Raw genomic sequence first — 23339 nt, forward strand, 5'->3', positions numbered from 1 at the left:
CGCGGAACCGGGGCCGTAAGGGCGCGTCCTGCAGCCGTCCCGCAGTCGTCCCGCAGTCGTCGGGCCGCGCGGTGCCCGCCCGGCCCGGGCCCCCTCGGGCGCGCCCAACCCCACAGCGGCGCACCCGCCCGAGGCCCGGCGGCGCACCGCCGTCCGGCAGGGGCGCGGCGCGGGCCGCCGAGGACTGCCCCGCCATCCCCGGCGGGCGCACGGCGACGGCTGCGGCACCTCGTCGCGTCGTCCAACCGTCCGGACCCACCCGGCACGAGGACGACCCTCCGCCTCGCGGCGCCCCGCGCCCCGCGCCTGGCGCCGCGGGCCGCGCCACCGGGATACCCGGACACCGCGTCTGGCGCCGCGGCCGGGCTATCGGGACACCGCGCCACCGGGGCAGGCCTTAGGGTCGGGACCATGCCCCAACGCGCGCTCGACCTCACCCTCGACGGCCCGGCACTCACCGCGCTGCTCGTCGACTTCCCGTCGGTCAGCGGAGACGAGAAGCCCCTCGCCGACGCGATCGAGCAGGCGCTCCGCGCCCTGCCCCATCTCACCGTCGACCGGCACGGCAACAACGTGGTCGCCAGGACGAACCTGGGCCGGGCCGAACGCGTCGTCCTGGCCGGGCACATCGACACCGTGCCGATCGCGGGCAACGTCCCCTCCCGGCTCGACGACGACGGCGTCCTGTGGGGCTGCGGTACCTCGGACATGAAGTCGGGTGTCGCCGTACAGCTGCGGATCGCCGCGACCGTTCCCGAGCCCAACCGGGACCTGACGTTCGTCTTCTACGACAACGAGGAGGTCGCGGCACACCTCAACGGTCTCGGGCATATAACGGCCGCCCACCCCGATTGGCTGGAAGGCGATTTCGCCGTGCTGCTGGAGCCCTCCGACACCCAGGTGGAGGGCGGCTGCCAGGGAACACTGCGTGTCCATCTCCGTACGACGGGAGAGCGCGCACACTCCGCACGCAGCTGGATGGGGTCGAACGCCATCCACGCCGCAGGTCCGATCCTGGCCCGGCTCGCCGCCTACGAGCCCCGCCGTCCCGTGATCGACGGGTTGCGGTACCACGAGGGGCTCAACGCGGTCGGGATCGAGGGCGGTGTGGCCACCAACGTCATCCCCGACGAGTGCACCGTGGTGATCAACTACCGCTACGCCCCCGACCGGACCATGGCCGAGGCCGAGGCCCATGTCCGCGAGGTGTTCGCCGACTGCGCCGTGGCCGAGTTCATCGTCGACGACCACACCGGCGGGGCGCTGCCGGGTCTCTCGCATCCGGCCGCCGCCGCGTTCATGAAGGCCGTCGGCGGTGTCCCGCGGCCCAAGTTCGGATGGACCGACGTGTCGCGCTTCAGCGCGCTGGGCGTCCCCGCGGTCAACTACGGACCGGGCGACCCGATCTACGCCCACAAGCGGGACGAGCATGTGGCCGTCGACAGGATCACGCACTGTGAGGAGCGCCTGCGGCGGTGGCTCACCGTGTGACGGCGGGCGCCCGCTCCACCGCGCGGATCGGGGGCGGGCCACCCCGTGGCGATCACCGGATGAACCGCCGCGCCCGGACTTCCCCGTATCCGACCACCGGAATTTCGCTCGTGTCCACCTCCGGCGACCTACCCTGACCTGGAACGTGCACCACAGCGGAGGGAGCAGGTCATGGGCAGGCCCGGGGAAGCACGGCCGGAGGAGCAGCGGCTGGGTCCGGTGGTGCGGCGCAGGGATCAGATCCAGCCGGGCACCACGGACCAGCGCCTGCTGGACACCGAGGGGGACTCGCAGTGGGTGCATACCGATCCGTGGCGGGTCATGCGCATCCAGTCGGAGTTCGTGGAGGGCTTCGGTGCCCTTGCCGAACTGCCCAGTGCCATCAGCGTCTTCGGATCCGCCCGGACGGCCCCCGGCACCCCCGAGTACGACGCCGCCGTACGCATCGGCAGGACCCTGGTGGACGCCGGCTTCGCCGTGATCACCGGGGGCGGGCCGGGGGCGATGGAGGCCGCCAACCGCGGCGCCCGGGAGGCCGGCGGCATCTCGGTCGGGCTGGGTATCGAGCTGCCCTTCGAGCAGGGCCTCAACGCGCACGTCGACATCGGAGTGAACTTCCGCTACTTCTTCGTCCGCAAGACGATGTTCGTCAAGTACGCGCAGGGCTTCGTGGTCATGCCGGGCGGCTTCGGGACGCTCGACGAGCTGTTCGAGGCGCTCACCCTCGTCCAGACCGGGAAGGTGACGCGCTTCCCGGTCGTGCTCTTCGGGTCCGAGTACTGGTCCGGCCTGGTCGACTGGCTGCGCGGGACGGTCGTGGCGGAGGGCAAGGCGTCCGCTCGCGACCTGCTGCTCTTCCATGTGACGGACGACGTCGACGAGGCAGTCGCCCTGGTCACCAAGGAGACCGGACCGCCGCCGCCGCCGATCCCCTACGAGGGCTACGAGGCCTGACCGGGTCCGCGTCCGGCCGCCCTGGTCCGGTGTCCGCCCACCCGCCCGGGGCCGGCGGCGGTGGCACGGGCCAGGGGGTGGACGCCGCCGGTCCGGGGCGCGCCGCGCGGCCCCCTGCCCGCCACCGGCACCGCCTCCGCCACCGGCCCCCGGCGGGCACCGGCCCCCGGCGGGCACCGGTCCGGGGCGGCGCGGGGCTCAGGCGAGTCCCCGGCGGGCGACCGCCGGGGGCCGGTGCCCGGCGATCGACGCCACCATCTCCAGCACCTGCCGGGTCTGTGCCACCTCGTGCACCCGGTACACCCGCGCACCGAGCCACGCCGACACCGCGGTCGCGGCCAGCGTGCCGGTCAGCCGCTCCTTGACCGGGCGGTCGAGGGTCTCGCCGACGAAGTCCTTGTTGGACAGGGAGACCAGCACCGGCCAGCCGGTGTCCGTCATCTCGCCGAGCCGGCGGGTCGCCTCCAGCGAGTGGCGGGTGTTCTTCCCGAAGTCGTGCCCCGGGTCGATGAGGATCCCGTCCCGGCGCACACCGAGTCGCAGCGCCCGCTCCGCCAGCCCGGTCGTCACCCGCAGGATGTCCGCCATCACGTCGTCGTACGCGACCCGGTCCGGCCGCGTCCGCGGCTCCGCCCCGCCCGCGTGCGTGCAGACCAGCCCGGCACCGTACCGGGCGGCCACCTCGGCCAGTGCGGGGTCGACGCCGCCCCAGGCGTCGTTCAGCAGGTCGGCGCCCGCCTCGCAGACGGCGGCACCCACGTCGTGCCGCCAGGTGTCGACACTGATCACCACGTCCGGGAAGCGCCTGCGCACCTCCGCGACGAAGCCGACCGTGCGGCGCGCCTCCTCCTCGGCGGTCACCTCCTCGCCGGGCCCGGCCTTCACCCCGCCGACGTCGATGACGGCCGCGCCCTCGGACACCGCCTGCTCGACCCGGGCGAGCGCCGGCTCGTCGTGGAACGTGGCCCCCTGGTCGTAGAACGAGTCCGGCGTCCGGTTCACGATCGCCATGATCACTGGCTGGTGCGCGCCGAACTCGCGCCTCCCCAGTCGCAGAGTCCCGTCGTGCATCCCCTGCATCCGCTGTTTCCTCCTTGCGGTCGGCCGCCTGCGACCCTAACCGTCGGTGGCTCATGGCACGATCGGCTGCGGACGGTTTCCTGCTCCGGGGAGAGGCGCGCTGTGTTCTGGTTCTTGCTGATCGCGATGGTCGTGGTCGTCGCCGCGGTCACCCTGGCGGTGGTCGGCGGCGGTGACAGGGCGGTGCTCCCCGAAGTGGCGCCGGAGCGACTGGTGGACCCGCTGCCGGTGGCGCGCCCCGTGGGCCGCGCCGACATCGAGGCGCTGCGCCTGCCCGTGACGGCGCGGGGGTACCGGATGCTCGACGTCGACGAGGTCCTCGGGCGGCTGGGCGCGGAACTCGCCGAGCGGGACGCCCGGATCGCCGAGCTGGAGTCCGCGCTGGTCGGCCGGCAGGCGGCGGAGGCCGGCCGGGGCGGGCTGCTCGCCGAGCGGCCCGAGGACGGGCCGGGGGAGCGGCCCGGGTCCTTCCCGGAGACCGGTGGGGTCCGCCGGTCGGGGGAGAGCGTCCCGGGCGGGCAGGATCCCGCGGACGCCCCGCCCGGGCTCCCCGACCTCCCCGGTGACCGGACCGGACGGGACGACGAAGGGCGGCGGCGATGAGCGGCGGAGCCGTGGCGGGCCCCGACGGGCGGCTGCGCTGCCCCTGGGGCCTGTCGACCGAGGACTACGTCAGGTACCACGACGAGGAGTGGGGCCGCCCCGTCCGCGGGGACGACGCGCTGTTCGAGCGGCTCGCGCTGGAGGCGTTCCAGTCCGGGCTCTCCTGGATCACCATCCTGCGCCGCCGCGAGGGCTTCCGGGAGGCGTTCGCGGGCTTCCGCATCGCCTCCGTCGCGGCCTTCACGGACGGCGACGGGGAGCGCCTGCTCGCCGACGCGGGCATCATCCGCAACCGTGCCAAGATCGAGGCGACCATCGCCAACGCCCGGGTGCTCGCGGGCTGGGCGGAGGGCGAACTCGACGCCCTGATCTGGTCGTACGCACCGGATCCGGCCGTCCGCCGGGCGCCGCGCACACTCGCGGACGTCCCGGCGGTCACGGACGAGTCCACGGCCCTCGCCAAGGACCTCAAGAAGCGCGGTCTGCGCTTCATCGGCCCGACGACGTCCTATGCGCTCATGCAGGCCTGCGGTCTGGTCGACGACCATCTCGCGGACTGCGTGGCCCGCGGAGGCCGCTGATCCGGCCGGTCGCACCCGTCCCCTCGCGCGCTGTCCCCCGTACGGCAGGCGGTACGTGAGGGCGTGCGCCCACCCCGATCCCTCGCGCGCGCCGCCCCCCGGGGGGTGACCGGCCGCCGGAGCGCGCCCGCCGCCGCAGGCGGACCGCCGCCGGCCGGCCGGTCGGTGCGAGCGCCTCAGCGGCCCACGTACGCCGGCTTCTCCTTGGCGATGAAGGCCTGGACCGCGATGGCGTGGTCCTCCGAGGCACCGGCCCTGCTCTGGAGCTCGTCCTCCTTCTCCAGGGTCTCGGCCAGTGTGTGGCCCGCCGCGTAGGCGAGGGACTCCTTGATCGCGGCATAGGCGAGCGTCGGGCCGCCGGCCAGGGCGCGGGCGACCGCCGAGGCCTCCGCCGCCAGATCGCCGGCCGGTACCAGCCTGTTCACGAGGCCCAGGTCGAACGCCTCCTGCGCCGTGATCGACCGGGGGAAGAGCAGCAGGTCGGCGGCCCTGCCGGGACCGACGAGCCGAGGGAGCGTCCAGGAGACCCCGGAGTCCGCCGTCAGCGCCACCCCGGCGAAGGACGTGGTGAACGTGGCGGTGTCGGCGACCACCCGGTAGTCGGCGGCCAGGGCGAGGCCCATGCCGGCACCCGCGGCGACGCCGTTCACGCCCGCCACCACGGGCTTGGGCATCTCGGTGATCGCGCGCACGACCGGGTTGTAGTGGTCGCGCACCGTGTGCATGGTGTGGCTGGTGCCCGACTCGCGGTCGGAGGCCAGCAGGGTGATGTGCTCCTTCAGGTCCTGGCCCACACAGAAGGCGCGCCCCGTCGCCGTCAGCAGGACCGCTCGTACGCCGGTGTCCGCCCCGGCCGCCAGGACGGCGTCCCGGAGGGCGACCTTCGCCTCCACGTTCATCGCGTTCATGGCCTCGGGCCTGTTGATCGTGATCGTCGCGAGTCCGTCGCTCACCTCGTACAGCACGGAGTCGGCCATGGAGTGTCCCCTTAGCACCTCGGTCAGTGTTGTCGAGCCCAGCATGGCGGAGGCCGACGGGGCCGACCTACCCCCCGGTATGTGACCTGCGTCAAAGAAATCCCGGAGTCCGGGTTCCGGCGCCGGTGTCGGACGGGGGCGAAGTATCGCAGGTGGATCCCCGAATTAGGTGGTTTTGCGAAAGCGCGTTGCGCAAGCGATGCCGAGCGATGTTGGTCATCGGGTCCCGCGATGCGGGATAATGGCCGGGAAGCAATGTGTTCGATGCCGGTGACGTGTGCCCATCCGGGGGCCGTCGGCTGAGGATGAGCTGGTTTCAGGAAGGGGAACGAGCATGGCGGCCATGAAGCCGCGGACGGGCGACGGCCCGCTCGAGGTGACCAAGGAGGGGCGGGGCATCGTCATGCGCGTTCCGCTCGAAGGCGGCGGTCGGCTTGTCGTCGAGCTGACTCCGGACGAGGCCGACGCCCTCGGCGATGCCCTCAAGAAGGTCGTCGGCTGACGCGGAAGCGCCCGCACCTTTCTGTACCGCCCCGGCACGGCATCCGCTGCGCCGGGGCGGTGCCGTTGCCGAGGGGCCGCCCGAGCCCGTGGGGGCCGCCGGAGGGCTCGTACGGTCCCATCCGCCTCCCGGGTGTCCCGTCCGGCCCGGTGCTTCCGGGGAGCCCGGGCCGTGCCCGGCCCCGGGTCCGCGGACGCTCCCCATGGAGATGACCGGTACCGCGCTGACCCCGACGCCCGGCCTCGGGTCCGCGGACGCTCCCGGGCGTACGGTCCCGCGGACACTCCCCGGCCCCCGGTCCCGCGGACGCTCCCGGGCGCCCCGCCCTCCGGGCCCTCAGGCGGGCCTCAGCCGCGCCGCACCGCGCAGAGCAGCCCGTCTCCCACCGGGAGCAGCGAGGGCAGCAGCTCCTCGCTCTCCCGCACCGTGCGCAGCAGCTCCCGCACCCGCAGCACTTCGCCCGGCTGGGCCGCCGAGTCGACGGTGCGGCCGTCCGCGAAGACGCCCTCGAAGCACACGAGGCCCCCGGGGCGCAGCAGGCGCAACGATTCAGCTAGGTAGTCCAGTGACTCCAGCCGGTCGCCGTCGCAGAAGACGAGGTCGTACCCGCCGTCCGCGAGGCGGGGCAGCACGTCGAGCGCGCGGCCGGGGATGAAGCGGGCCCGGTTCGCGGCGAAGCCGGCCGCGCGGAACGCCGCGCGCGCGAACTGCTGGCGCTCCGGCTCCGGGTCGACCGTGGTCAGCACGCCGTCCGGCCGCATGCCCTGGAGCAGGTAGACACCGGACACGCCGGTGCCCGTGCCGATCTCCGCCACCGCCTTGGCCCCCGCCGTCGCGGCCAGCAGACGCAGGGCCGAGCCCGTGCCGGGCGACACCGAGGGCAGCCCCGTCTCCCGGGCCCGGTCGCGGGCCCAGCGCAGTGCTTCTTCCTCGGCGACAAAGGCGTCGGCGAACGCCCAGCTCGTCTGCCGGTTGGCGGTAATGACCCTCTCCTGTCCCCGTAGTCGGCGCAACCGTGACTGTATCCGTTGCGCACGGGAACCCGCAGATGGGACCGGGCGTTATGGAAGAGCGGGGGAAAGTGCCGGGCGAGCGGCACCGTTCCCAAATTCGCGTAAAGATTCTTATCCGGAGCTAACGGGCGAGGTGGCTATGGTAGGGGCTCCACTGGACACCACCAGAGCCGACAGGGGAGGTGCGGCTGCGCCTGTGGATCGGCGAGGGGTGCTGAGGCGCCTCCTCCGGTCGGCGGGTGAGCCGAAATCCGTGACCGACACCGCTGACGCCCGTTCCGGCCAGGCAGACTCCGTACCCACCGCGAGGTTCGCACCGGATGCGGAATCGCAGGCGTGGACACCTCCCTCGTGGGAGGACATCGTCAGCACGCACAGCGCAAGGGTCTACCGCCTCGCCTACCGGCTGACCGGCAACCAGCACGACGCCGAGGACCTCACCCAGGAGGTCTTCGTCCGTGTCTTCCGCTCCCTGTCGACGTACACGCCCGGCACCTTCGAGGGCTGGCTGCACCGCATCACCACGAACCTGTTCCTCGACATGGTCCGCCGCAAGCAGCGCATCCGCTTCGACGCCCTGGGCGACGACGCGGCCGAGCGGCTGCCCAGCCGGGAGCCGTCCCCGCAGCAGGTCTTCAACGACACCCACTTCGACGCGGACGTCCAGCAGGCGCTCGACACCCTCGCTCCCGAGTTCCGCGCCGCCGTGGTGCTCTGCGACATCGAGGGCCTGTCGTACGAGGAGATCGCCGCCACGCTCGGCGTCAAGCTCGGCACCGTCCGCAGCCGGATCCACCGCGGCCGCTCCCACCTGCGCAGGGCCCTGCAGCACCGCTCCCCCGAGGCGCGTGCCGAGCAGCGTGCCCTCGCGGGCGTGGCGGGGGAGGGCGGGGCGCCGTGAGCGGCACGATTCCGACCCCCGCGGAGCAGCACCTGGGGGACCGGCTCGCCGCCCTGGTCGACGGCGAGCTGGAACACGACGCGCGCGAGCGCGTCCTGGCCCATCTCGCGACCTGTCCCAGGTGCAAGGCCGAGGCCGACGCACAGCGCAGGCTGAAGAGCGTCTTCGCCGCGGCCGCACCGCCGCCGCCCTCCGAGGGCCTGCTCGCACGGCTCCAGGGGCTGCCCGCGGGGCCGCCCGGAGGTGATGACGACCGGCGGGGAGGTCCGCTCGGCCGGGGACGTCCCGGCGATGGCGTCCTCGGGGTGAACGCGAGCGGCTTTGGACTCGTCCCCGGCGGTCACGGCCTGCCCGGGGGCGGACCGGAGTCCGGCTTCCGCATCCACGATGTGGCACGGCACGAGGCGGAGCGCTCGATGTGGCGCGGACGGAGGTTCGCTTTCGCCGCGGCCAGCGCGGTGTCGTTCGCCGCGATCGCCCTGGGCGGGGCGCTGCCGCTGGCGGCCACCGGCGACGGCTCGGCCCGCGGGGACAACCGGGGCAACAACGTGACCCCCCTGCGCACGGCGACCGGCGCCGCGGAGGCCAACCGCAGACGGGCCGCCGGCACCGGCGCGACCGGGGTCAGCAGCACTCCCGTCGTGGCGGTGGCCCCGCACACGCTGGTGCACACATGGCCGGCGGCTCACCCCTTCGTGGCGTCGTCGCTGCTCAGCGGTGGTTTCACCGCACAGGCGAGGCCGACCGCATCCGCGTTCCAACTGGTCAAGGCCCCCGGGTCCGGCCCGTCCGCGTCGCCGCTGCCCAGCCGCCTCGTCGCCCCGCCTCCGCGCTGACCCGCGGCGATCGGTCCCTGGGCCGGGCGCACTGTGGGACGCCATCCGCAAACCTGATTGAATCCGGGGGACGGTGCCGGCGGGGCACACGGAGCGGCGGTTGCGGGGAGAGCATGGAGAACGGGAAGCCGACGGGTCCCAGGCCGAAGTGGTGGAGCCGTCCGGCCCGCCCCGAGCCGTCGTCGCTCCCCGGCGCGGCCCGCACGGCGCCCGCGGCGGGAGCGACGGCGGACGACGGCGGAGCGGTCGCGGCGCCCGTCGACGACCGGCCCGAGTACCCGCTTCCGCCACCGGCTCCGGCGGCGCGGCACACCCCGGCGGACGGCGGGTCCGGAAGCGGGCCGGCCGGTCCCCTCACCGAGGCGGCCCCGACCGCCCCGCAGCCGCCCGGGGGAACGCCCGCGGAGGGGGAGCGGCCCCGGGAACCCGCGCCGGACGGCACCCGCGCGGGCGATCCGCCCGCCGCGGCGTACGGCGCGGCGGGCCTCGGGGGGGACGGCCCCGCACGCGACCCCGGTGGCCCGCACCCGGCCCGGGACGGCGCGCCCGACGTGGCCGTCGAGCCCCCGCCGTACCAGGCGGAGGCGGCCGTCGAGCCCCGGCACCGTCCGGCGGAGGCGGCCGTCGATAACCCGTACCGCCCGGCGGAGGCGGCCGTCGAGCCCACGCCGTACGAGGCGGAGGCGGCCGTCGAGTCCCGGCACCGTCCGGCGGAGGCGGCCGTCGATAACCCGTACCGCCCGGCGGAGGCGGCCGTCGAGCCCACGCCGTACGAGGCGGAGGCGGCCGTCGAGTCCCGGCACCGCCCGGCGGACGCTCCGGCGGCCGGGTACACGGGCGAGGCCATGCGGCCCCTGCACGAGCCGGACGAGCACCACACGCCGCCGTACGGCGACCCCGGCCCGTGGGCCCCCGCACCCCCGGTGCAGCACCCCGCCGGGGCAGGCGGCACACCACCGGGCTACCCGGCCGGCGGCGGCTTCCCCGGCTCCGCACCCGAGCCCGCGTCCGCCCCGGGCCCCCTGCCGCAGGCCGCCCCGGCAGCGGGGCAGTGGCGGCAGTACGACCCCTGGGGCGCGTCCGGCGCGCCTCTGATCGGGACCGGGGAGCCGCCGCGGAGGAAGTCCCGGCGGGGCACGGCCTTCGCCGCCGGGCTGCTGTTCGCGCTGCTCGCCGGAGTCCTCGGCGGGGGTGTCGGCGCGTACCTGGAACGCAACGGGGGGATCACCACGGTCGAACTGCCGCAGGCGGGGCCGGAGAACACCGACCGCGCGCCCGGCAGCGTCGCGGGAATCGCGGCCAGCGCCCTCCCCGGGGTGGTGACGCTGCACGTCAGCGGAGGCGGTGAGCAGGGCACCGGGACCGGCTTCGTCCTGGACGCGCAGGGACACATCCTCACGAACAACCACGTGGTCTCCCCGGCCGGCAGTTCCGGCGACATCTCCGTCACCTTCAGCGGCGGGGAGACGGCACGCGCCACCCTCGTGGGCAAGGACAGCGGCTACGACCTCGCCGTGGTCAGGGTCCGGGGGGTCTCCGGCCTCAGGCCGCTGCCCCTGGGCAACTCCGACAACGTCCGGGTCGGCGACCCCGTCGTGGCCATCGGCGCGCCCTTCGACCTCCAGAACACCGTGACCGCGGGAATCATCAGCGCCAAGGAGCGCCCGATCACCGCCGGCGGGGAGAAGGGCGACGGCAGCGACATCAGCTATGTCGACGCCCTCCAGACCGACGCACCGATAAACCCCGGCAACTCGGGCGGACCGCTCGTCGACTCCAAGGCGCGTGTCATCGGCATCAACAGCGCCATCCGCGCCGCGGACGGCGGCTCCGGCCCCGACTCGGGCTCCGGGCAGGCCGGCTCCATCGGTCTCGGCTTCGCCATTCCCATCAACCAGGGCAAGCGGGTGGCCGAGGAACTGATCAACACCGGAAAGGCCACCCATCCGGTGATCGGGGTCAGTCTCGACATGCAGTACTCCGGAGACGGCGCCCGTGTCGGCGAGAAGGGCAGGGACGGGGCCCCGTCCGTCATCGCCGGCGGTCCCGCCGCCGAGGCGGGCATCCGTCCGGGCGATGTCATCACCAAGGTCGACGGTCAGCGGGTGCACAACGGCGAGGAACTCATCGTCAAGATCCGCGCGCACCGGCCCGGCGACCGGCTGGAACTCACGTTGCTCCGCGACGGCGGGGAGCGGACCAGGACGGTGACACTCGGTTCGTCGACGGGCCCGTGACCGGCGGGTGACGGGTGCGGCGGAGGCGTCGTCCGGGTGCCCGGGTGCCCGGGTGCCCGGGTGACGGGCGGGCGCATGGGTGACGGGTGACGCGTGCGCGGGCGTACGGGTGACTGGCGCGCGGATGACGGGTGCGGCGGAGGTGGCGTTGCGGTTCGCGGGCGGGCGTGTGACGGACATCCCGAAGGTACCGTCGGGACTGATTCGCCGGGTACCGTGGAGCGGTCCCGCTCGTCCCGGGCTGCGGGCACGGCGAACGAGAACACAAGGAGCGGCAGGGTGTTCAACGACATAGGCGCACTCGAACTCGTGACGCTCGTGGTCCTCGCCGTGCTGGTCTTCGGCCCGGACAAGCTGCCCAAGGTCATCCAGGACGTCTCGCGCTTCATCCGCAAGGTCCGTGACTTCTCCGACAACGCGAAGCACGACATCCGCAGCGAACTGGGACCGGAGTTCAAGGACTTCGAGTTCGAGGACCTGAACCCCAGGGCGTTCATCCGGAAGCAGCTCACGGAGAACGAGGACGTCAAGGAGATCCGCAGCAGCTTCGATCTCAAGAAGGAGATCAACGAGGTCGCGGACGCCGTGAACGGCAAGGAGCCGGTGGACTCGGTGCCGGCCGGCGTCGCAGGCTCGCCGGGCGGCGCGGTCCCGGACCTCCTCAGGAAGCGCGAGGCGCCCGACCGGGGCGAGCGGCCGCCCTTCGACGCGGACGCCACCTGAGGCCCCGGACCGCCGTCAATCCCGACGAGCCGCCGGCGGGTGGCTATCCTCCATCTGTCCGGGATCGAGGACGCCCGCGGGGGGCGGGCCGTCCCGGACCTCGCTGACCAAGGAGGCGGCCGGGTAGATGGAGACGACGAGTCGGCTAGGGGCGCAGGATCCGCCCAGCAGTTCCACCGCTGAAGGGGCGCCCGCAGACCGGCGTACCGTCGACGGCTATCTGCGTGCTCCCTTCCCCTGGTACGGCCTGGACGAGGCGTTCACCGGGCCGCGCTGGCTGACGCAGGTCGGCACGGCCGCAGACGGCTCCGTGCAGCATGGCTCCCTGGGGCACGGCGACGAGCCGTCGATAAAGTCCGACGCCGCGGTCGGGGAGAGGGAGCGCTTCGCCGTGGCCGTCACCGTCGCGTCGAGCCCGGTGCGCCGCACCGGCGACGGTACGGGTGTCCTGGACGCCACGACCGTGTCCTCGGCGGCCTGGCTGGCGGGCTCGGGCCTGCTGGCCTGCACCTGGCCGGCGCAGCTGGACCACTCCCGGCGGGACGACTGGCTGGACCAGCAGACCGAGACCGCCTTCGAACTCGCCCACGACCTAGCCGGAGCCCCCTGGTCGGAGCTGTCCCTGCCGGTGGACGGGGTGCCGGTGCCGTTCCACTACCGCGAGTCCGAGTTCGGCTGGGTGCTCGCCGGTTCCACCGGGAACGGGGTGCACATCGGGGCCTACGGGCGCGGGATGAGCGCGTACGGGCTCGGCTTCTCCGTGGTGCAGGACCTGGGGGCGTACGCGCAGACGACCGGATAGCGCGGGCCCCTCCGGCCCCCGGTGACGACGACTGCCCGCAACCCCGGGGGGATTGCGGGCGGTTCCGTACCCGTCGTTCACGTCGTGCCGCCTCCGGGGAGCGTGCGGTCGTGCCGCCTCCGGGGAGGGTGCGGTCGTGCCGCCTCCTGAGAGGACGGTGTCAGAACTTGTTGCGCGGGGTGATGCCGAGCGACATGCCCGAAAGGCCCCGTTGCCGGCCGCCGAGTTTGCCCGCGATGGCCCGCAGGGCGGCACCGGCGGGGGAGTCCGGGTCGGTCAGGACGACGGGCCTGCCGTCGTCGCCGCCCTCCCGGAGCCGTACGTCGATGGGGATCTGGCCGAGCACCGGCACCGAGGCGCCCGTGGTCTTCGTCAGCCCGTCGGCCACCAGCTGGCCGCCGCCGGTGCCGAAGACGTCGACCATCTCGTCGCAGTGCGGGCACGGCAGACCCGACATGTTCTCGACGACACCGACGATCTTCTGATGGGTCTGGACGGCGATGGAGCCGGCCCGCTCCGCGACCTCCGCCGCCGCCTGCTGCGGGGTGGTGACGACGAGGATCTCGGCGTTCGGCACCAGCTGGGCCACGGAGATGGCGATGTCACCCGTGCCCGGCGGCAGGTCGAGCAGCAGCACGTCCAGGTCGCCCCAGTAGACGTCCGCGAGGAACTGCTGAAGCGCCCGGTGCAGCATCGGCCCACGCCAGACGACCGGGGCGTTGCCCGGGGTGAACATGCCGATCGAGATGACCTTCACGCCGTTCGCCGACGGCGGCATGATCATGTTCTCTACCTGGGTGGGGCGGCCGTCCGCGCCCAGCATGCGCGGCACGCTGTGACCGTAGATGTCGGCGTCGACGACCCCGACCCTCAGCCCGTCGGCGGCCATGGCCGCCGCGAGGTTCACGGTCACGGAGGACTTGCCCACACCCCCCTTGCCGGAGGCGACCGCGTAGACGCGCGTCAGCGAGCCCGGCTTGGCGAACGGCACCTCGCGCTCGGCGGCCGTTCCCCGCAGCGAGGCCGCGAGTTCGCGGCGCTGCTCGTCGCTCATCACGTCCAGGGTGACCTCGACGCCGGTGACGCCCTCGACGCCCGAGACCGCGTCCCTGACGCGCTGGGTGATCGTCTCGCGCATCGGGCAGCCGGAGACGGTGAGGTAGACCGTGACGGCGACCTCGCCGCCGGACCCGATCTCCACCGACTTGACCATCCCGAGGTCGGTGATCGGTTTGTTGATCTCGGGGTCGTTCACCGTCGCCAGCGCGTCGCGCACCGCGTCTTCCGTAACCATAAGCACGATGGTACGGCGCGGAATCCCACCCCGGGGGCTCGCGTCAGCGGTCGCCTTCGTCACGTCCGCCCGGGCGCCCGGCGGGCGGGAACGCGGTGGGTGGGAACGCGGTGGGTGGGAACGCGCCCGCCCCGGGGCGCCCGGGCGGATCCTCCTCCGCGCGGGCCCCGGCCGCCCCGGACCGTGCGCCCCCGGAGTCCGGTATCCCGTACCCGGCCTCCCGCCAGCGGTCGGGCAGCAGACGGTCCAGCACGGCGTCGACGGTGACCGCGCCCAGCAGGGCCCCGCCGCCGTCCACCACGGGCGCCGCGACCAGGTCGAAGGCGGTCAGGCAGCAGCTGACCGCCGGCAGCGGGGTGTCCGGGGCGAGCGCGGGCAGCTCGGTGTCGAGGAGAGACGCGACCGGCATGACCGGCGCGACCGGTGAGTTCCGCAGCAGCCGCTGGACCGGCACGGTGCCCAGATAGGTGCCCGTGGGCGGCTCGCCGGGAGGCCGGCAGACGTACACCTGGGCCGCCAGCGCCCCGATCAGCTCCCGCTCCCCGATCCGGGCCAGGGCCGCCGCGACCCCGGCCTCCGGCGGCACCACGACCGGCCCGGCCCCCATCAGGGCGCGCGCCGTGCGCTCCCACCCGGACTCCCCGCCCTCCCGCACCGACTCCTCGACGCCCTCCGCCCCGAGGCCCGTGTGATCCCGCACCCGGGCCGGCGCGGGCTCGGCGGGCGGCAGGCCCCGAACCGCCGACCAGTCCACGGCCAGTGCCTCGCCCCGGTGCCGCGCGGGCCCGCCCCGGTCCCGGCGTGCGCAGACCCGGTCGGCTTCCCACCGCCCGCGCTCCGGGCGGTGGCGCACCTCGACGTCGAGGACGGTGACCTCCTCGCCCGAGTCCGCCAGCCGTACCCGCCGGTCCAGCAGCTGGCCGAGGACGAGCCGCTCGCCCGGCCCCGGGCGGAAGCGGCGCATGCTCACGGCGCCGGTAACGGTGACCTGGCCGGACTCGAGCCCGGTCAGCCGGGACGCGGGCACGAAGACGGGGCCGTGCCCGCGCACCCCTACCACCAGCCCCACCAGCCGTGGCGGCCGGCCGGCCGGGAAGGCGGCCACCAGGTCCCGTACGCGTCCCACCGGGACGCCGCCGGAACCGAAGACCGGGACTCCGGCGAGGTGCGAGACGAAGAACCGAGGGCCGTCTGCCGTCATGCTCGGAGCCTCCTCCACCGCCGCGGCGGGCACCGGGGGCCGGACCACCGCCGGGATCGTACGAGGGGCGAACCGGATTGCTCGGAAATGGCATCGTTCAACGGCTTCAGGCTAGCCCGTACCGATCCGCGGCGCTGGTGCCGCCGGTCCGGACGGCTGCCTTCCGGACCGCCCGCCGGCCCCCGGTACGCTGCGGTCTGCCACCCCCCACGCGTATGAGAGGCAGTGCGCTTGTGACCGCTCTCCCCCCGGGTCCGGCAGCCCCAGCGCGCCGGGCCGCGCTCCCCGTCGCACTGTGCGCGGCGATGGCCGCCGCCCTCGCCGGGTGCGGCGAGGACCCGGACGCGGGAACGAACGGCGTCGGCAAGCTGGAGGCGACCGCCATCGAGAAGAAGGCCAAGACCGCGGCCGACGCGGCGGACGCGGTGCGGGTGGCGGGCACGCTGGTGTCCAAGGGCGGCACGTACAAGCTGAACATGCGACTGAAGAAGACCGGCGGGGTCGGCTCGGTGACCTCGAAGAACTCCACCTTCGAGCTGCTGAGGGTCGAGGACGCCCTCTTCCTCAAGGCCGACGCGGGCTTCTGGGTGCACGCCGGCTCCGACGGTGAGGGCGGTGAGGGCGGGGAGGACGGGGAGGACGGGGACGCGCAGCCCGGCGAGGAGGACCAGGCCGCGGCCGAGAAGCTGGACGACAAGTACGTGAAGGTGCCCGAGGACGACCCGGCGTACAAGCAGCTGCGCGGCTTCACCGATATGGACCTGCTGCTCGACGGGCTGCTGGGGCTGCACGGCAAGCTCAGCAAGGGCGACCGCAGCACGATCGGCGGCGTCCGCACGATCAAGATCATGGGTGACGGGGGCAACGGAGGGACGCTCGCCGTCTCCCTGGAGGGCACGCCGTATCCCCTGCAACTGGACCGGGCGGGCGACGCGGGCGTCCTCACCCTGGGGGAATGGGGCGGGGACTTCCCGCTTGAGGCCCCCGCCAAGGAGGAGACGGTCGACTACGGTCGCCAGCTCCCGCGCGACAGCACATAGCCGGAGCGTGTCGCGAAGGCGGCTCCGCCCGCCTGCCCGCAGGGCGGGGCCCGCGGCGTCCGGTGTGTGCGAGCGCAAGGCGGAGGATCCGGAGGATCCGGAAGATGCGGAGGATGCGGAGGATGCGGAGGACGCGGAGGATGCGGAGGATCATCCTCGTACCGGACGTGGACCTACCCGGATGCCTGCGGCAACGCGGCACGGGGGCACCTCCCGTGCGCGAAGGGCGACGGGGGAGTGCGGGCCGGGCGTCGTTCGGCGACAGAGTCGCCGTCGCGGGCAAAGCGCCGTGGGCCCAGTAGTCGCGGGCCGGGCGCCGCCGCCCAGGAGCGACTTCCACCAACGCCCTGGGGCCTTCCGCGCCCGGCGCGCCCCGGTGTCTCCCGCCGAGGGGCGGACGGTCGGCGCGCCGGGGGACGTGCGGCCGACCGGCGCGCCGGGCCGGCGTGGGGAGCCCGCCTCCCCGGCTGCGGCGTACCACCAGCGGATAGCGGATAGCGGATAGCGGATCTCGGTTCCGGGGCACCGGCGCGCCGCAGCGACCGGACCGGGTTCTCGGCGGCGCCTGCGGCCTCAGCCGCCTCAGCCGTCTCAGCGGCGCCTGCGGCCGAGGCCCAGCAGCCGGGGCAGCGCCGCCGGAGCGGGCCGCCTGGTGGTGGCCGGAGTGGGCAGCGGTACGGCGGCCAGCGAGCCCGCCGGGTGGTCGGTGGTCGACTCGCGCGGCTCCAGCCGCAGGACCCGGCACTCGCGGCCCCAGCGTTCGGTCATCCGCTCGCCGTCGGGGGCGTTCAGCCGCTTGCCCTTCAGCTCGCCGACGGCTGCCTCCCAGGCCTCGGAACCGGGCGTCAGCTCGGTCACCGCGGCGGTCCACGACACCAGCCGGCCGCCCTTGTCCTTGCTGCGCACGGTGACCTCGGCGGTGGACCCGCCGGCCAGTCCGGGCAGCGGCTGCTCGCCAGGGCCGTCCCCGACGACATGTGCGGCACCGTCGTGCCACGCATGCCACAGCGCCCGGTCCGGGCCGGTGCCGCGGACCCAGATGAGGCCGGACTTCTTGGTGGCCTCCTCCACGAGGGCCGGCCCGAGCAGGGCGTCCCCGGTGGGGTGTGCGGAAGCTTCGCTCATGCCCCGCAGCCTATTAGAGCCAGCCGTTGCGCTTCAGGGTGCGGTGGATGGTGAGACAGGCCCCGACGATGCCGACGAGCACCATGGGGTAGCCGTACCGCCAGTGGAGTTCGGGCATGTGGTCGAAGTTCATGCCGTAGATCCCGCAGACCGCCGTCGGGACTGCGATGATCGCGGCCCAGGACGTGATCTTGCGCATGTCCTCGTTCTGGGCGACGGTGGCCTGTGCCAGATTGGCCTGAAGGATCGAGTTCAGCAGCTCGTCGAAGCCGATGACCTGCTCCTGTACCCGGGCCAGGTGGTCGGCGACGTCGCGGAAGTACTTCTGGATGTCCGGGTCGACCAACCGCATGGGACGCTCGCTCAGCAGCTGCATCGGCCTCAGCAGCGGCGTCACCGCCCGCTTGAACTCCAGCACCTCACGCTTGAGCTGGTAGATCCGCCCGGTGTCGGTGCCCCGGGTGCTGCCCTTCGACGGCGCGGAGAACACGTCGATCTCGATCTCGTCGATGTCGACCTGCACGGCGTCGGCGACCGCGATATAGCCGTCCACCACATGGTCGGCGATGGCGTGGAGCACCGCGGAGGGGCCCTTGGCGAGCAACTCCGGGTCGTCCTGGAGCCGGTGGCGGAGGTTGCGCAGGGACCCCTGCCCGCCGTGCCGGACGGTGATCACGAAGTCGGGCCCGGTGAAGCACATCACCTCGCCGGTCTCGACGACCTGGCTGGTCGGCGTCAGCTCGGTGTGGTCCACGTAGTGGACCGTCTTGAAGACGGTGAACAGGGTGTCGTCGTACCGCTCCAGCTTGGGCCGCTGGTGGGCGTGTACGGCGTCCTCGACGGCCAGCGGGTGGAGCCCGAACTCGGCGGCGATGCCGGAGAACTCCTCCTCCGTCGGCTCGTGCAGGCCGATCCAGGCGAAGCCGCCGCCCTGGCGCACCCTCAGCATCGCCTCGCGCGGGGTGAGGCAGCCGGTTCCCTCCAGGCGCTTGCCGTCGCGGTAGACGGCGCAGTCCACGACGGCGGTGGAGGCCGACGGGTCTCGGGTGGCGTCGTACGCGCTGTACGGGCCGCCGCTCTTCCGCCGCGCGGGGCGGACGACTTGGCGCAGGTCACGGATCATCGACATGGCAGGCTCCTTCACGGCGGAGGCCGCCGCTGCGGGGCGTGGCGCAGCCCGGAATGAGGACGTGTCTCGATACGTCCGCAAAGCGGGCGGCACCGCGGGAAGCGGTGGCGGCATTCGCTACAGACAGTCAGGCAGGCGAGTCGTGCTCTTCCGTCATGCGCGGTGCCGTGGAGCCGCCGGTGCGGGGGTCCTCAGCGGAAGGAGGGAAGGAGTCGCGCGGAAGAGCGGTTGGTACTGCACGGTCGACTTCGATCCATCGCAGCCCCACCTCCTCCGGCCGGTCCCCCGTGGGGGAAGACGTCTCGTCGGGATCCGAGAACCATGCTTCCGCATGTTGTCCCGAGCAGGCGGCCAAGCCTATCAGCCGACCGAGGGCCAATCCCTTCCCATGCCCGTTCCTGGCGCGACCTATGCTCGTCGGATGGGAGAAGTTCTTGCTCTGGTCGAGGCACGGCTGCGCAGCGCGCTGGGCGAACCGGACGCGCGCGCCGCGGTCACCTTCCTCGGCGCGGACCGGATCGAGGTGCTCCGCTTCATCGGCGGTGGCGTCGTCAGGTACGCCACGCTGGGCATGTCGGCGCATCCGATGACCGACCCCGGGGACGCCTTCGCCGATCCGGTGAAGGGGCCGCGGGCCGAGCTGGTCCTGTCGGTACGCGCAGGTTCGGCGGACACCGGCGAGGTGCTGCGGCCGCTCGCCGTCCTGGCCTCGTCCCCGCAGGTGGAAGGGGTGGTCGTGGCCCCCGGGAACTCCATGGACCTGGGCGGGCCGCTGTGGCCGGGCGCCCCGTTCACCTCGGTGCTGGTCGCCGAGTCCGGCGGCCTGGTCGGGGACCTCGGTCTCGGCGGCTCCATGGACCCGGTCCGCTTCCTGCCGCTGCTGCCGATGACGCCGAACGAGGCCGCGTGGAAGCGGGTGCACGGCGCGGAGAAGCTCCGGGAGCGGTGGCTGAAGTACGGCACGGACCTCCGCGATCCGCTGAGGCGGTCCGTCCCCCTGACGTGATGTCAGCCAACCGTGCGGCACGCGTGAAGTGACGTATCTCATGGCCGGGTTGACCGGCCGGACCGCTTCCCGGCCGGACCGCTTCCCGGCCGGACCGCTTCCCGGCCGGACCGTCCGGGGGCCGTGCCGTTTTCGTGCCGGTCCGCCTCCACGCCCTGCCGCCTCGATGCCGGGGGCCGGACTGTCCGGGTGCCTGGCCGCTTCGATGCCGGGCCGGCTCCGGACCGCGCCGTTCGGGAGCCGGCCGTTCCCGGGCCCGTTCCCGGGCCCGTTCCCGGGCCCGTTCCCGGGCCCGTTCCCGGGCCCGTTCCCGGGCCCGTTCCCGGGCCAGAGCCAGAGCCAGAGCCAGAGCCAGAGCCAAGCCAAGGCCAGAGCAGGGGCCGGACGGCGTCGGACCGGGCCCCTGGCCGCGGGCAGTCGCCGCCGCCTTCGCGGGACCGGGCCCCGACGGGCCCGCGACCCGCCCGCCGCCGCAGCGCCGGCCCTCCCGTCCGCCGTCGTCGCCGTGCGTGCGGTGGACCGGGAACGCGAGCGGGCGCCCGCCGTACGCCCCCTTCCTGCTGAGGGCGGGTGAAACCGCCGTGCGGGACGGGTGATCGTCCTTGACGCGGCGCCGGACGGGTAGGACCGTTGAGCGCTATGAGGGGCGAACCCAGTTGCCCGAAGTGCGGTGGCCGGGTCAGGGCGCCCGGTCTCTTCGCCGACACATGGCAGTGCGATGTGCACGGCTCCGTCTACCCGCTGCAGCCCGTGATCCCGCCGAGTGTCGAGGCCCTCAGCGTGGTGGTGGCCCGCGCCGAGGTCCCCGTGTGGATGCCGTGGCCGCTCCCGGTCGGCTGGCTGTTCACCGGCGTCGCCTACGCCGGCGACGACCGCAGCGGCGGCCGGGCCACGGCCGTGGCCTGCTCGGGGCCCGGACCACTGGGCGGTGTGGGGGAGTTGCTGCTCGTCGCCGAGGAGCTCGGCGTCGGACTGGGCGCCCGGTTCGCGGGGATCGACGGGCCCGACCCGGGGCCGCACATGACCGTCGACACCTCACCCCAGGCCAAGGTCCTCGCCGCGGGCAGGCCGACGCCGCTCTGGCACGTCAACGACGCCCCGGAGGACCGCGCGGTGTTCGCGGGCGAGGCGCGGGGGCTGTGGCTCTGGGCGATCGTCTGGCCCGAGTCGACCGGGCTGCTGATGTACGACGAGCTGATACTGACCGATCTGCGCGACGCCGGCCAGGAACTCGAGCTGCTGCCCTGCGGGGCGCTGTCGCCGCGCCTTCTGATGTGACCGGCGGGCGGTCCTCGCCCGGATCCCGGAGCGGTCGGGCCGGGCTGACGCGGGGCCGCCTGTCGGGGCCGGGTCTGCCGTACGGCGCGCCGATCGGACCGGGCCGGCGGCGGGTGCCGCCGAACGCGGCCGGTACGCCTGCCCTCGGGTCTCGTGTGCACGGCGAGGGCGGCACGGGGTGACCACGGCGACGCGCGGCCCGTGCGGGACCCCGGCCCGGCCCGGGCAGGCGCGCGGGTTGCCCACCCCCGCGGCCACCGGCTACGCCGCCGAGGCCGATCCGGGCAGGCGCGCGCGGGTTGCCCCCGGGAAACCCGCACAAGCTCTACACGAGAGGGGCCAGGGCAGGCGCGCGCGGGTTTCCCCGGCCCGTGAGGCGTGCACCCCGCGCGGGTTGCCCCGGCCCGTGAGGCGCGTGCCCCGCGCGGGTTGCCCCGGCCCGTGAGGCGCGTGCCGGGCCACGCGAGTACTCCCGGCCCGCGAGGCTCGTACGGCCGGTGACGGTTTTCACGTGACGAGCCGGCCGGGGCGGTGTCCGGGCCACCGTTACGATGGAGCGTCACCCCGTCCGCCCCGAGCCCTGGAGCAAGCGTCGTGCGCATCGACCTGCACACCCACTCCACGGCCTCCGACGGCACGGACACCCCGGCGGAACTCGTCCGCAACGCGGCCGCCGCCGGACTCGACGTCGTGGCGCTCACCGACCACGACACCGTGGGCGGCCACGCCGAGGCGATCGCCGCACTGCCCGAGGGCCTGACCCTCGTCACCGGCGCCGAGCTGTCCTGCCGCACCGGCGGTGTGGGCCTCCACATGCTGGCGTACCTCTTCGATCCCGAGGAGCCCGAACTGGCGCGCGAGCGCGAGCTGGTGCGCGACGACCGGGTGCCGCGCGCCCGGGCCATGGTCGGCAGGCTCCAGGAGCTGGGTGTGCCGGTGACCTGGGAGCAGGTCTCCCGGACGGCCGGCGGTGGTTCGGTGGGCAGGCCGCACGTCGCCGCCGCGATGGTCGAACTCGGCGTCGTCCCCGACGTGTCCGCGGCCTTCACTCCCGACTGGCTCGCGGACGGCGGCCGGGCCTACGTCCGGAAGCACGAGCTCGACCCGTTCGAGGCCGTCCGCCTGGTGAAGGCGGCCGGCGGGGTCACGGTCTTCGCCCACCCGCTCGCCGTGCGGCGCGGCGAGGTCGTCTCGGAGGACGTCGTCGCCCGGCTGGCCGCCGCGGGTCTGGACGGCATCGAAGTGGACCACATGGACCACGACGAGCCGGCCCGGGCCAGGCTGCGCGGACTCGCCGCGGAACTCGGCCTGCTCGCCACCGGCTCCAGCGACTACCACGGCAGCCACAAGACCTGCCGGCTCGGCGACTTCACCACCGACCCCGAGGTCTACGGCGAGATCACCCGCCGTGCCACCGGCGCCTTCCCGGTCCCGGGCACGGGCGGAACGCCCGGCCGCCGGGTCTGACCGCGCCTCTCCGTCCGGGGCCCCCGGCTCCGTAGCTCCCGTGCGTGTGCCGCCCGGCCCGCCGCGGCTCGCGCGCCCGCGTGCAGACGGACCTCGCGGTGCCGCCCTCCTCGCGCCCCCTCGTCCATCCCCGGTTCTCCGGGATCCCTCCCCGTCCCACACCCGCAAGGCCTCAACGTGTTCGACTCCGCCGTCTTCGGCTCCCTGTTCCTCACCCTGTTCGTGATCATGGATCCCCCCGGAATCACCCCGATCTTCCTGGCTCTGACGTCCGGCCGGCCCGCCAGGGTCCAGCGCCGGATGGCGTGGCAGGCGGTCGCCGTGGCCTTCGGCGTGATCACCGTCTTCGGGATCCTGGGCCAGCAGATCCTCGACTACCTGCATGTCTCGGTGCCCGCACTGATGATCGCGGGCGGGCTGCTCCTGCTTCTCATCGCGCTCGATCTGCTCACCGGGAAGACCGATGAACCCAAGCAGACCAAGGACGTCAATGTGGCGCTCGTGCCGCTGGGCATGCCGCTGCTCGCGGGGCCCGGCGCGATCGTCTCGGTCATCCTCGCGGTGCAGGACGCCGGCAGCGCCGCCGAGCAGATCTCGGTCTGGGCCGCGATCGTCGCGATGCACGCCGTCCTCTGGCTGACCATGCGCCACTCGCTGCTGATCATCCGCTTGATCAAGGACGGCGGTGTGGTGCTGGTCACCAGGCTGGCGGGCATGATGCTCTCGGCGATCGCCGTGCAGCAGATCGTCAACGGGATCACCCAGGTGATCCAGGGTTCCTGACGCCGTGGCGTGCCGTGGCGTGCCGTGCTGTGCTGTGGCGTGCCGTGCCGTTGTGCCGGAAGGCCTTACGAAGCCGAGGCCCCGGCCGGCCGGATGTAGATGCGCTGGCCGATCGCGGCGGCCTGCTGCACCATTCGGCCCACGGAGGCGGCGTCCACGACGGTGCTGTCCACCGCGGTGCCGTCGACATCGTCGAGTCGCATGATCTCGAAGCGCATGGAAGAACTCCCCTCTGGCCGTCTGTGTATGTCCCCTTCAACGGGATGTCGCCTACAAACATTCCCTACGCTAAGGAAATTTTTTGGATGGCTAACTA

General features: G+C 73.9%; 23 protein-coding genes. 15 read left to right on the forward strand and 8 right to left on the reverse strand.

Annotated elements, in window-relative coordinates; all coding sequences use genetic code 11:
- Positions 1-411: 411 nt before the first annotated feature.
- Entirely contained in the window at positions 412-1491 is a 1080-nt protein-coding gene (gene dapE, locus DDQ41_RS22660) for a succinyl-diaminopimelate desuccinylase (protein WP_109296129.1), read from the forward strand.
- Positions 1492-1662: 171 nt separating this feature from the next.
- On the forward strand, positions 1663-2445 hold the full coding sequence (locus DDQ41_RS22665; protein ID WP_109296130.1) for an LOG family protein: 783 nt from the start codon (positions 1663-1665) through the stop codon (positions 2443-2445).
- 198 nt (positions 2446-2643) lie between these two features.
- Here DDQ41_RS22665 and folP read toward each other — a convergent pair whose 3' ends face one another.
- The gene (folP, locus tag DDQ41_RS22670) at positions 2644-3516 is read right to left on the reverse strand and encodes a dihydropteroate synthase (RefSeq protein ID WP_109297892.1); all 873 of its coding nucleotides are present in this window, start codon (positions 3514-3516) and stop codon (positions 2644-2646) included.
- 111 nt (positions 3517-3627) lie between these two features.
- Here folP and DDQ41_RS22675 point away from each other — a divergent pair, with 111 nt between their 5' ends.
- Together DDQ41_RS22675 and DDQ41_RS22680 are read left to right on the forward strand one after the other, a co-directional pair.
- Complete coding sequence (locus tag DDQ41_RS22675) at positions 3628-4128, forward strand: hypothetical protein (protein WP_109296131.1); 501 nt, start codon at positions 3628-3630, stop codon at positions 4126-4128.
- Positions 4125-4709 (forward strand): DNA-3-methyladenine glycosylase I, encoded by a 585-nt coding sequence (locus DDQ41_RS22680; protein ID WP_109296132.1) that lies wholly within the window; start codon positions 4125-4127, stop codon positions 4707-4709. The genes DDQ41_RS22675 and DDQ41_RS22680 overlap by 4 nt, the downstream gene beginning before the upstream one ends.
- 176 nt (positions 4710-4885) lie before the next feature.
- Here DDQ41_RS22680 and chcB read toward each other — a convergent pair whose 3' ends face one another.
- Positions 4886-5686 (reverse strand): 2-cyclohexenylcarbonyl CoA isomerase, encoded by an 801-nt coding sequence (chcB, locus tag DDQ41_RS22685; RefSeq protein ID WP_109296133.1) that lies wholly within the window; start codon positions 5684-5686, stop codon positions 4886-4888.
- 334 nt (positions 5687-6020) lie between these two features.
- On the opposite strand from chcB, the gene DDQ41_RS22690 reads away from it, so the two are divergent.
- On the forward strand, positions 6021-6188 hold the full coding sequence (locus tag DDQ41_RS22690; RefSeq protein ID WP_003966491.1) for a DUF3117 domain-containing protein: 168 nt from the start codon (positions 6021-6023) through the stop codon (positions 6186-6188).
- A 347-nt stretch (positions 6189-6535) separates the two neighbouring features.
- Here DDQ41_RS22690 and DDQ41_RS22695 read toward each other — a convergent pair whose 3' ends face one another.
- On the reverse strand, positions 6536-7201 hold the full coding sequence (locus DDQ41_RS22695) for an O-methyltransferase (RefSeq protein ID WP_109296134.1): 666 nt from the start codon (positions 7199-7201) through the stop codon (positions 6536-6538).
- A 139-nt stretch (positions 7202-7340) separates the two neighbouring features.
- On the opposite strand from DDQ41_RS22695, the gene sigE reads away from it, so the two are divergent.
- The 5 genes from sigE (at position 7341) to DDQ41_RS22720 (ending at position 12700) form a co-directional block, all read left to right on the forward strand.
- On the forward strand, positions 7341-8102 hold the full coding sequence (gene sigE, locus DDQ41_RS22700) for an RNA polymerase sigma factor SigE (protein WP_172607646.1): 762 nt from the start codon (positions 7341-7343) through the stop codon (positions 8100-8102).
- The gene (locus DDQ41_RS22705) at positions 8099-8938 is read left to right on the forward strand and encodes an anti-sigma factor family protein (RefSeq protein ID WP_109296135.1); all 840 of its coding nucleotides are present in this window, start codon (positions 8099-8101) and stop codon (positions 8936-8938) included. Before sigE ends, DDQ41_RS22705 begins: the two co-directional genes overlap by 4 nt.
- Positions 8939-9051: 113 nt before the next feature.
- Positions 9052-11175 carry a trypsin-like peptidase domain-containing protein gene (locus DDQ41_RS22710; RefSeq protein ID WP_109296136.1) on the forward strand — a complete coding sequence of 708 codons (2124 nt, stop codon included), beginning with the start codon at positions 9052-9054 and terminating at the stop codon, positions 11173-11175.
- Positions 11176-11454: 279 nt separating this feature from the next.
- Positions 11455-11898, forward strand: a complete 444-nt coding sequence (locus tag DDQ41_RS22715; protein WP_109296137.1) for a sec-independent translocase — start codon at positions 11455-11457, stop codon at positions 11896-11898.
- A gap of 127 nt (positions 11899-12025) precedes the next feature.
- Entirely contained in the window at positions 12026-12700 is a 675-nt protein-coding gene (locus DDQ41_RS22720; protein WP_172607647.1) for a hypothetical protein, read from the forward strand.
- A 160-nt stretch (positions 12701-12860) separates the two neighbouring features.
- On the opposite strand, the gene DDQ41_RS22725 is transcribed toward DDQ41_RS22720, so the two are convergent.
- Together DDQ41_RS22725 and DDQ41_RS22730 are read right to left on the reverse strand one after the other, a co-directional pair.
- Positions 12861-13994: an Mrp/NBP35 family ATP-binding protein gene (locus DDQ41_RS22725; RefSeq protein ID WP_109296138.1), complete on the reverse strand. Its 1134-nt coding sequence runs from the start codon at positions 13992-13994 to the stop codon at positions 12861-12863.
- A gap of 43 nt (positions 13995-14037) precedes the next feature.
- Positions 14038-15195 carry a hypothetical protein gene (locus tag DDQ41_RS22730; RefSeq protein ID WP_262508547.1) on the reverse strand — a complete coding sequence of 386 codons (1158 nt, stop codon included), beginning with the start codon at positions 15193-15195 and terminating at the stop codon, positions 14038-14040.
- Between the two features lie 233 nt (positions 15196-15428).
- Between DDQ41_RS22730 and DDQ41_RS22735 the strand changes: the two genes are divergently transcribed.
- Positions 15429-16235: a hypothetical protein gene (locus DDQ41_RS22735; protein WP_109296139.1), complete on the forward strand. Its 807-nt coding sequence runs from the start codon at positions 15429-15431 to the stop codon at positions 16233-16235.
- A gap of 591 nt (positions 16236-16826) precedes the next feature.
- Here DDQ41_RS22735 and DDQ41_RS22740 read toward each other — a convergent pair.
- Positions 16827-17360 carry a hypothetical protein gene (locus DDQ41_RS22740; RefSeq protein WP_109296140.1) on the reverse strand — a complete coding sequence of 178 codons (534 nt, stop codon included), beginning with the start codon at positions 17358-17360 and terminating at the stop codon, positions 16827-16829.
- A 13-nt stretch (positions 17361-17373) separates the two neighbouring features.
- Complete coding sequence (locus DDQ41_RS22745) at positions 17374-18489, reverse strand: magnesium and cobalt transport protein CorA (RefSeq protein WP_109296141.1); 1116 nt, start codon at positions 18487-18489, stop codon at positions 17374-17376.
- 421 nt (positions 18490-18910) lie between these two features.
- Between DDQ41_RS22745 and DDQ41_RS22750 the strand changes: the two genes are divergently transcribed.
- The 4 genes from DDQ41_RS22750 to DDQ41_RS22770 all read left to right on the forward strand — a co-directional run bounded on the left by DDQ41_RS22750 (position 18911) and on the right by DDQ41_RS22770 (position 23023).
- Positions 18911-19495 (forward strand): suppressor of fused domain protein, encoded by a 585-nt coding sequence (locus DDQ41_RS22750; RefSeq protein ID WP_109296142.1) that lies wholly within the window; start codon positions 18911-18913, stop codon positions 19493-19495.
- 639 nt (positions 19496-20134) lie between these two features.
- The gene (locus tag DDQ41_RS22760) at positions 20135-20773 is read left to right on the forward strand and encodes a DUF6758 family protein (RefSeq protein ID WP_026165182.1); all 639 of its coding nucleotides are present in this window, start codon (positions 20135-20137) and stop codon (positions 20771-20773) included.
- A 594-nt stretch (positions 20774-21367) separates the two neighbouring features.
- Complete coding sequence (locus DDQ41_RS22765; RefSeq protein WP_109296144.1) at positions 21368-22240, forward strand: PHP domain-containing protein; 873 nt, start codon at positions 21368-21370, stop codon at positions 22238-22240.
- A gap of 177 nt (positions 22241-22417) precedes the next feature.
- Complete coding sequence (locus DDQ41_RS22770) at positions 22418-23023, forward strand: MarC family protein (RefSeq protein ID WP_109296145.1); 606 nt, start codon at positions 22418-22420, stop codon at positions 23021-23023.
- Positions 23024-23088: 65 nt separating this feature from the next.
- Here DDQ41_RS22770 and DDQ41_RS31735 read toward each other — a convergent pair whose 3' ends face one another.
- Positions 23089-23241, reverse strand: a complete 153-nt coding sequence (locus DDQ41_RS31735) for a hypothetical protein (RefSeq protein ID WP_167450274.1) — start codon at positions 23239-23241, stop codon at positions 23089-23091.
- Between the last annotated feature and the right edge of the window lie 98 nt (positions 23242-23339).

This window comes from Streptomyces spongiicola, assembly GCF_003122365.1.
In the GTDB taxonomy this organism is placed as follows: Bacteria; Actinomycetota; Actinomycetes; order Streptomycetales; family Streptomycetaceae; genus Streptomyces; species Streptomyces spongiicola.

What these genes read in the sequence shown, in the direction of transcription:
- dapE (WP_109296129.1), top strand. Translation starts at nt 412, where the DNA reads ATGCCCCAACGCGCGCTCGACCTCACCCTCGACGGCCCGGCACTCACC.
- DDQ41_RS22665 (WP_109296130.1), top strand. Translation starts at nt 1,663, where the DNA reads ATGGGCAGGCCCGGGGAAGCACGGCCGGAGGAGCAGCGGCTGGGTCCG.
- folP (WP_109297892.1), bottom strand. Translation starts at nt 3,516, where the DNA reads ATGCACGACGGGACTCTGCGACTGGGGAGGCGCGAGTTCGGCGCGCAC.
- DDQ41_RS22680 (WP_109296132.1), top strand. Translation starts at nt 4,125, where the DNA reads ATGAGCGGCGGAGCCGTGGCGGGCCCCGACGGGCGGCTGCGCTGCCCC.
- chcB (WP_109296133.1), bottom strand. Translation starts at nt 5,686, where the DNA reads ATGGCCGACTCCGTGCTGTACGAGGTGAGCGACGGACTCGCGACGATC.
- DDQ41_RS22690 (WP_003966491.1), top strand. Translation starts at nt 6,021, where the DNA reads ATGGCGGCCATGAAGCCGCGGACGGGCGACGGCCCGCTCGAGGTGACC.
- sigE (WP_172607646.1), top strand. Translation starts at nt 7,341, where the DNA reads ATGGTAGGGGCTCCACTGGACACCACCAGAGCCGACAGGGGAGGTGCG.
- DDQ41_RS22710 (WP_109296136.1), top strand. Translation starts at nt 9,052, where the DNA reads ATGGAGAACGGGAAGCCGACGGGTCCCAGGCCGAAGTGGTGGAGCCGT.
- DDQ41_RS22720 (WP_172607647.1), top strand. Translation starts at nt 12,026, where the DNA reads ATGGAGACGACGAGTCGGCTAGGGGCGCAGGATCCGCCCAGCAGTTCC.
- DDQ41_RS22725 (WP_109296138.1), bottom strand. Translation starts at nt 13,994, where the DNA reads ATGGTTACGGAAGACGCGGTGCGCGACGCGCTGGCGACGGTGAACGAC.
- DDQ41_RS22730 (WP_262508547.1), bottom strand. Translation starts at nt 15,195, where the DNA reads ATGACGGCAGACGGCCCTCGGTTCTTCGTCTCGCACCTCGCCGGAGTC.
- DDQ41_RS22740 (WP_109296140.1), bottom strand. Translation starts at nt 17,360, where the DNA reads ATGAGCGAAGCTTCCGCACACCCCACCGGGGACGCCCTGCTCGGGCCG.
- DDQ41_RS22745 (WP_109296141.1), bottom strand. Translation starts at nt 18,489, where the DNA reads ATGTCGATGATCCGTGACCTGCGCCAAGTCGTCCGCCCCGCGCGGCGG.
- DDQ41_RS22750 (WP_109296142.1), top strand. Translation starts at nt 18,911, where the DNA reads ATGGGAGAAGTTCTTGCTCTGGTCGAGGCACGGCTGCGCAGCGCGCTG.
- DDQ41_RS22760 (WP_026165182.1), top strand. Translation starts at nt 20,135, where the DNA reads ATGAGGGGCGAACCCAGTTGCCCGAAGTGCGGTGGCCGGGTCAGGGCG.
- DDQ41_RS31735 (WP_167450274.1), bottom strand. Translation starts at nt 23,241, where the DNA reads ATGCGCTTCGAGATCATGCGACTCGACGATGTCGACGGCACCGCGGTG.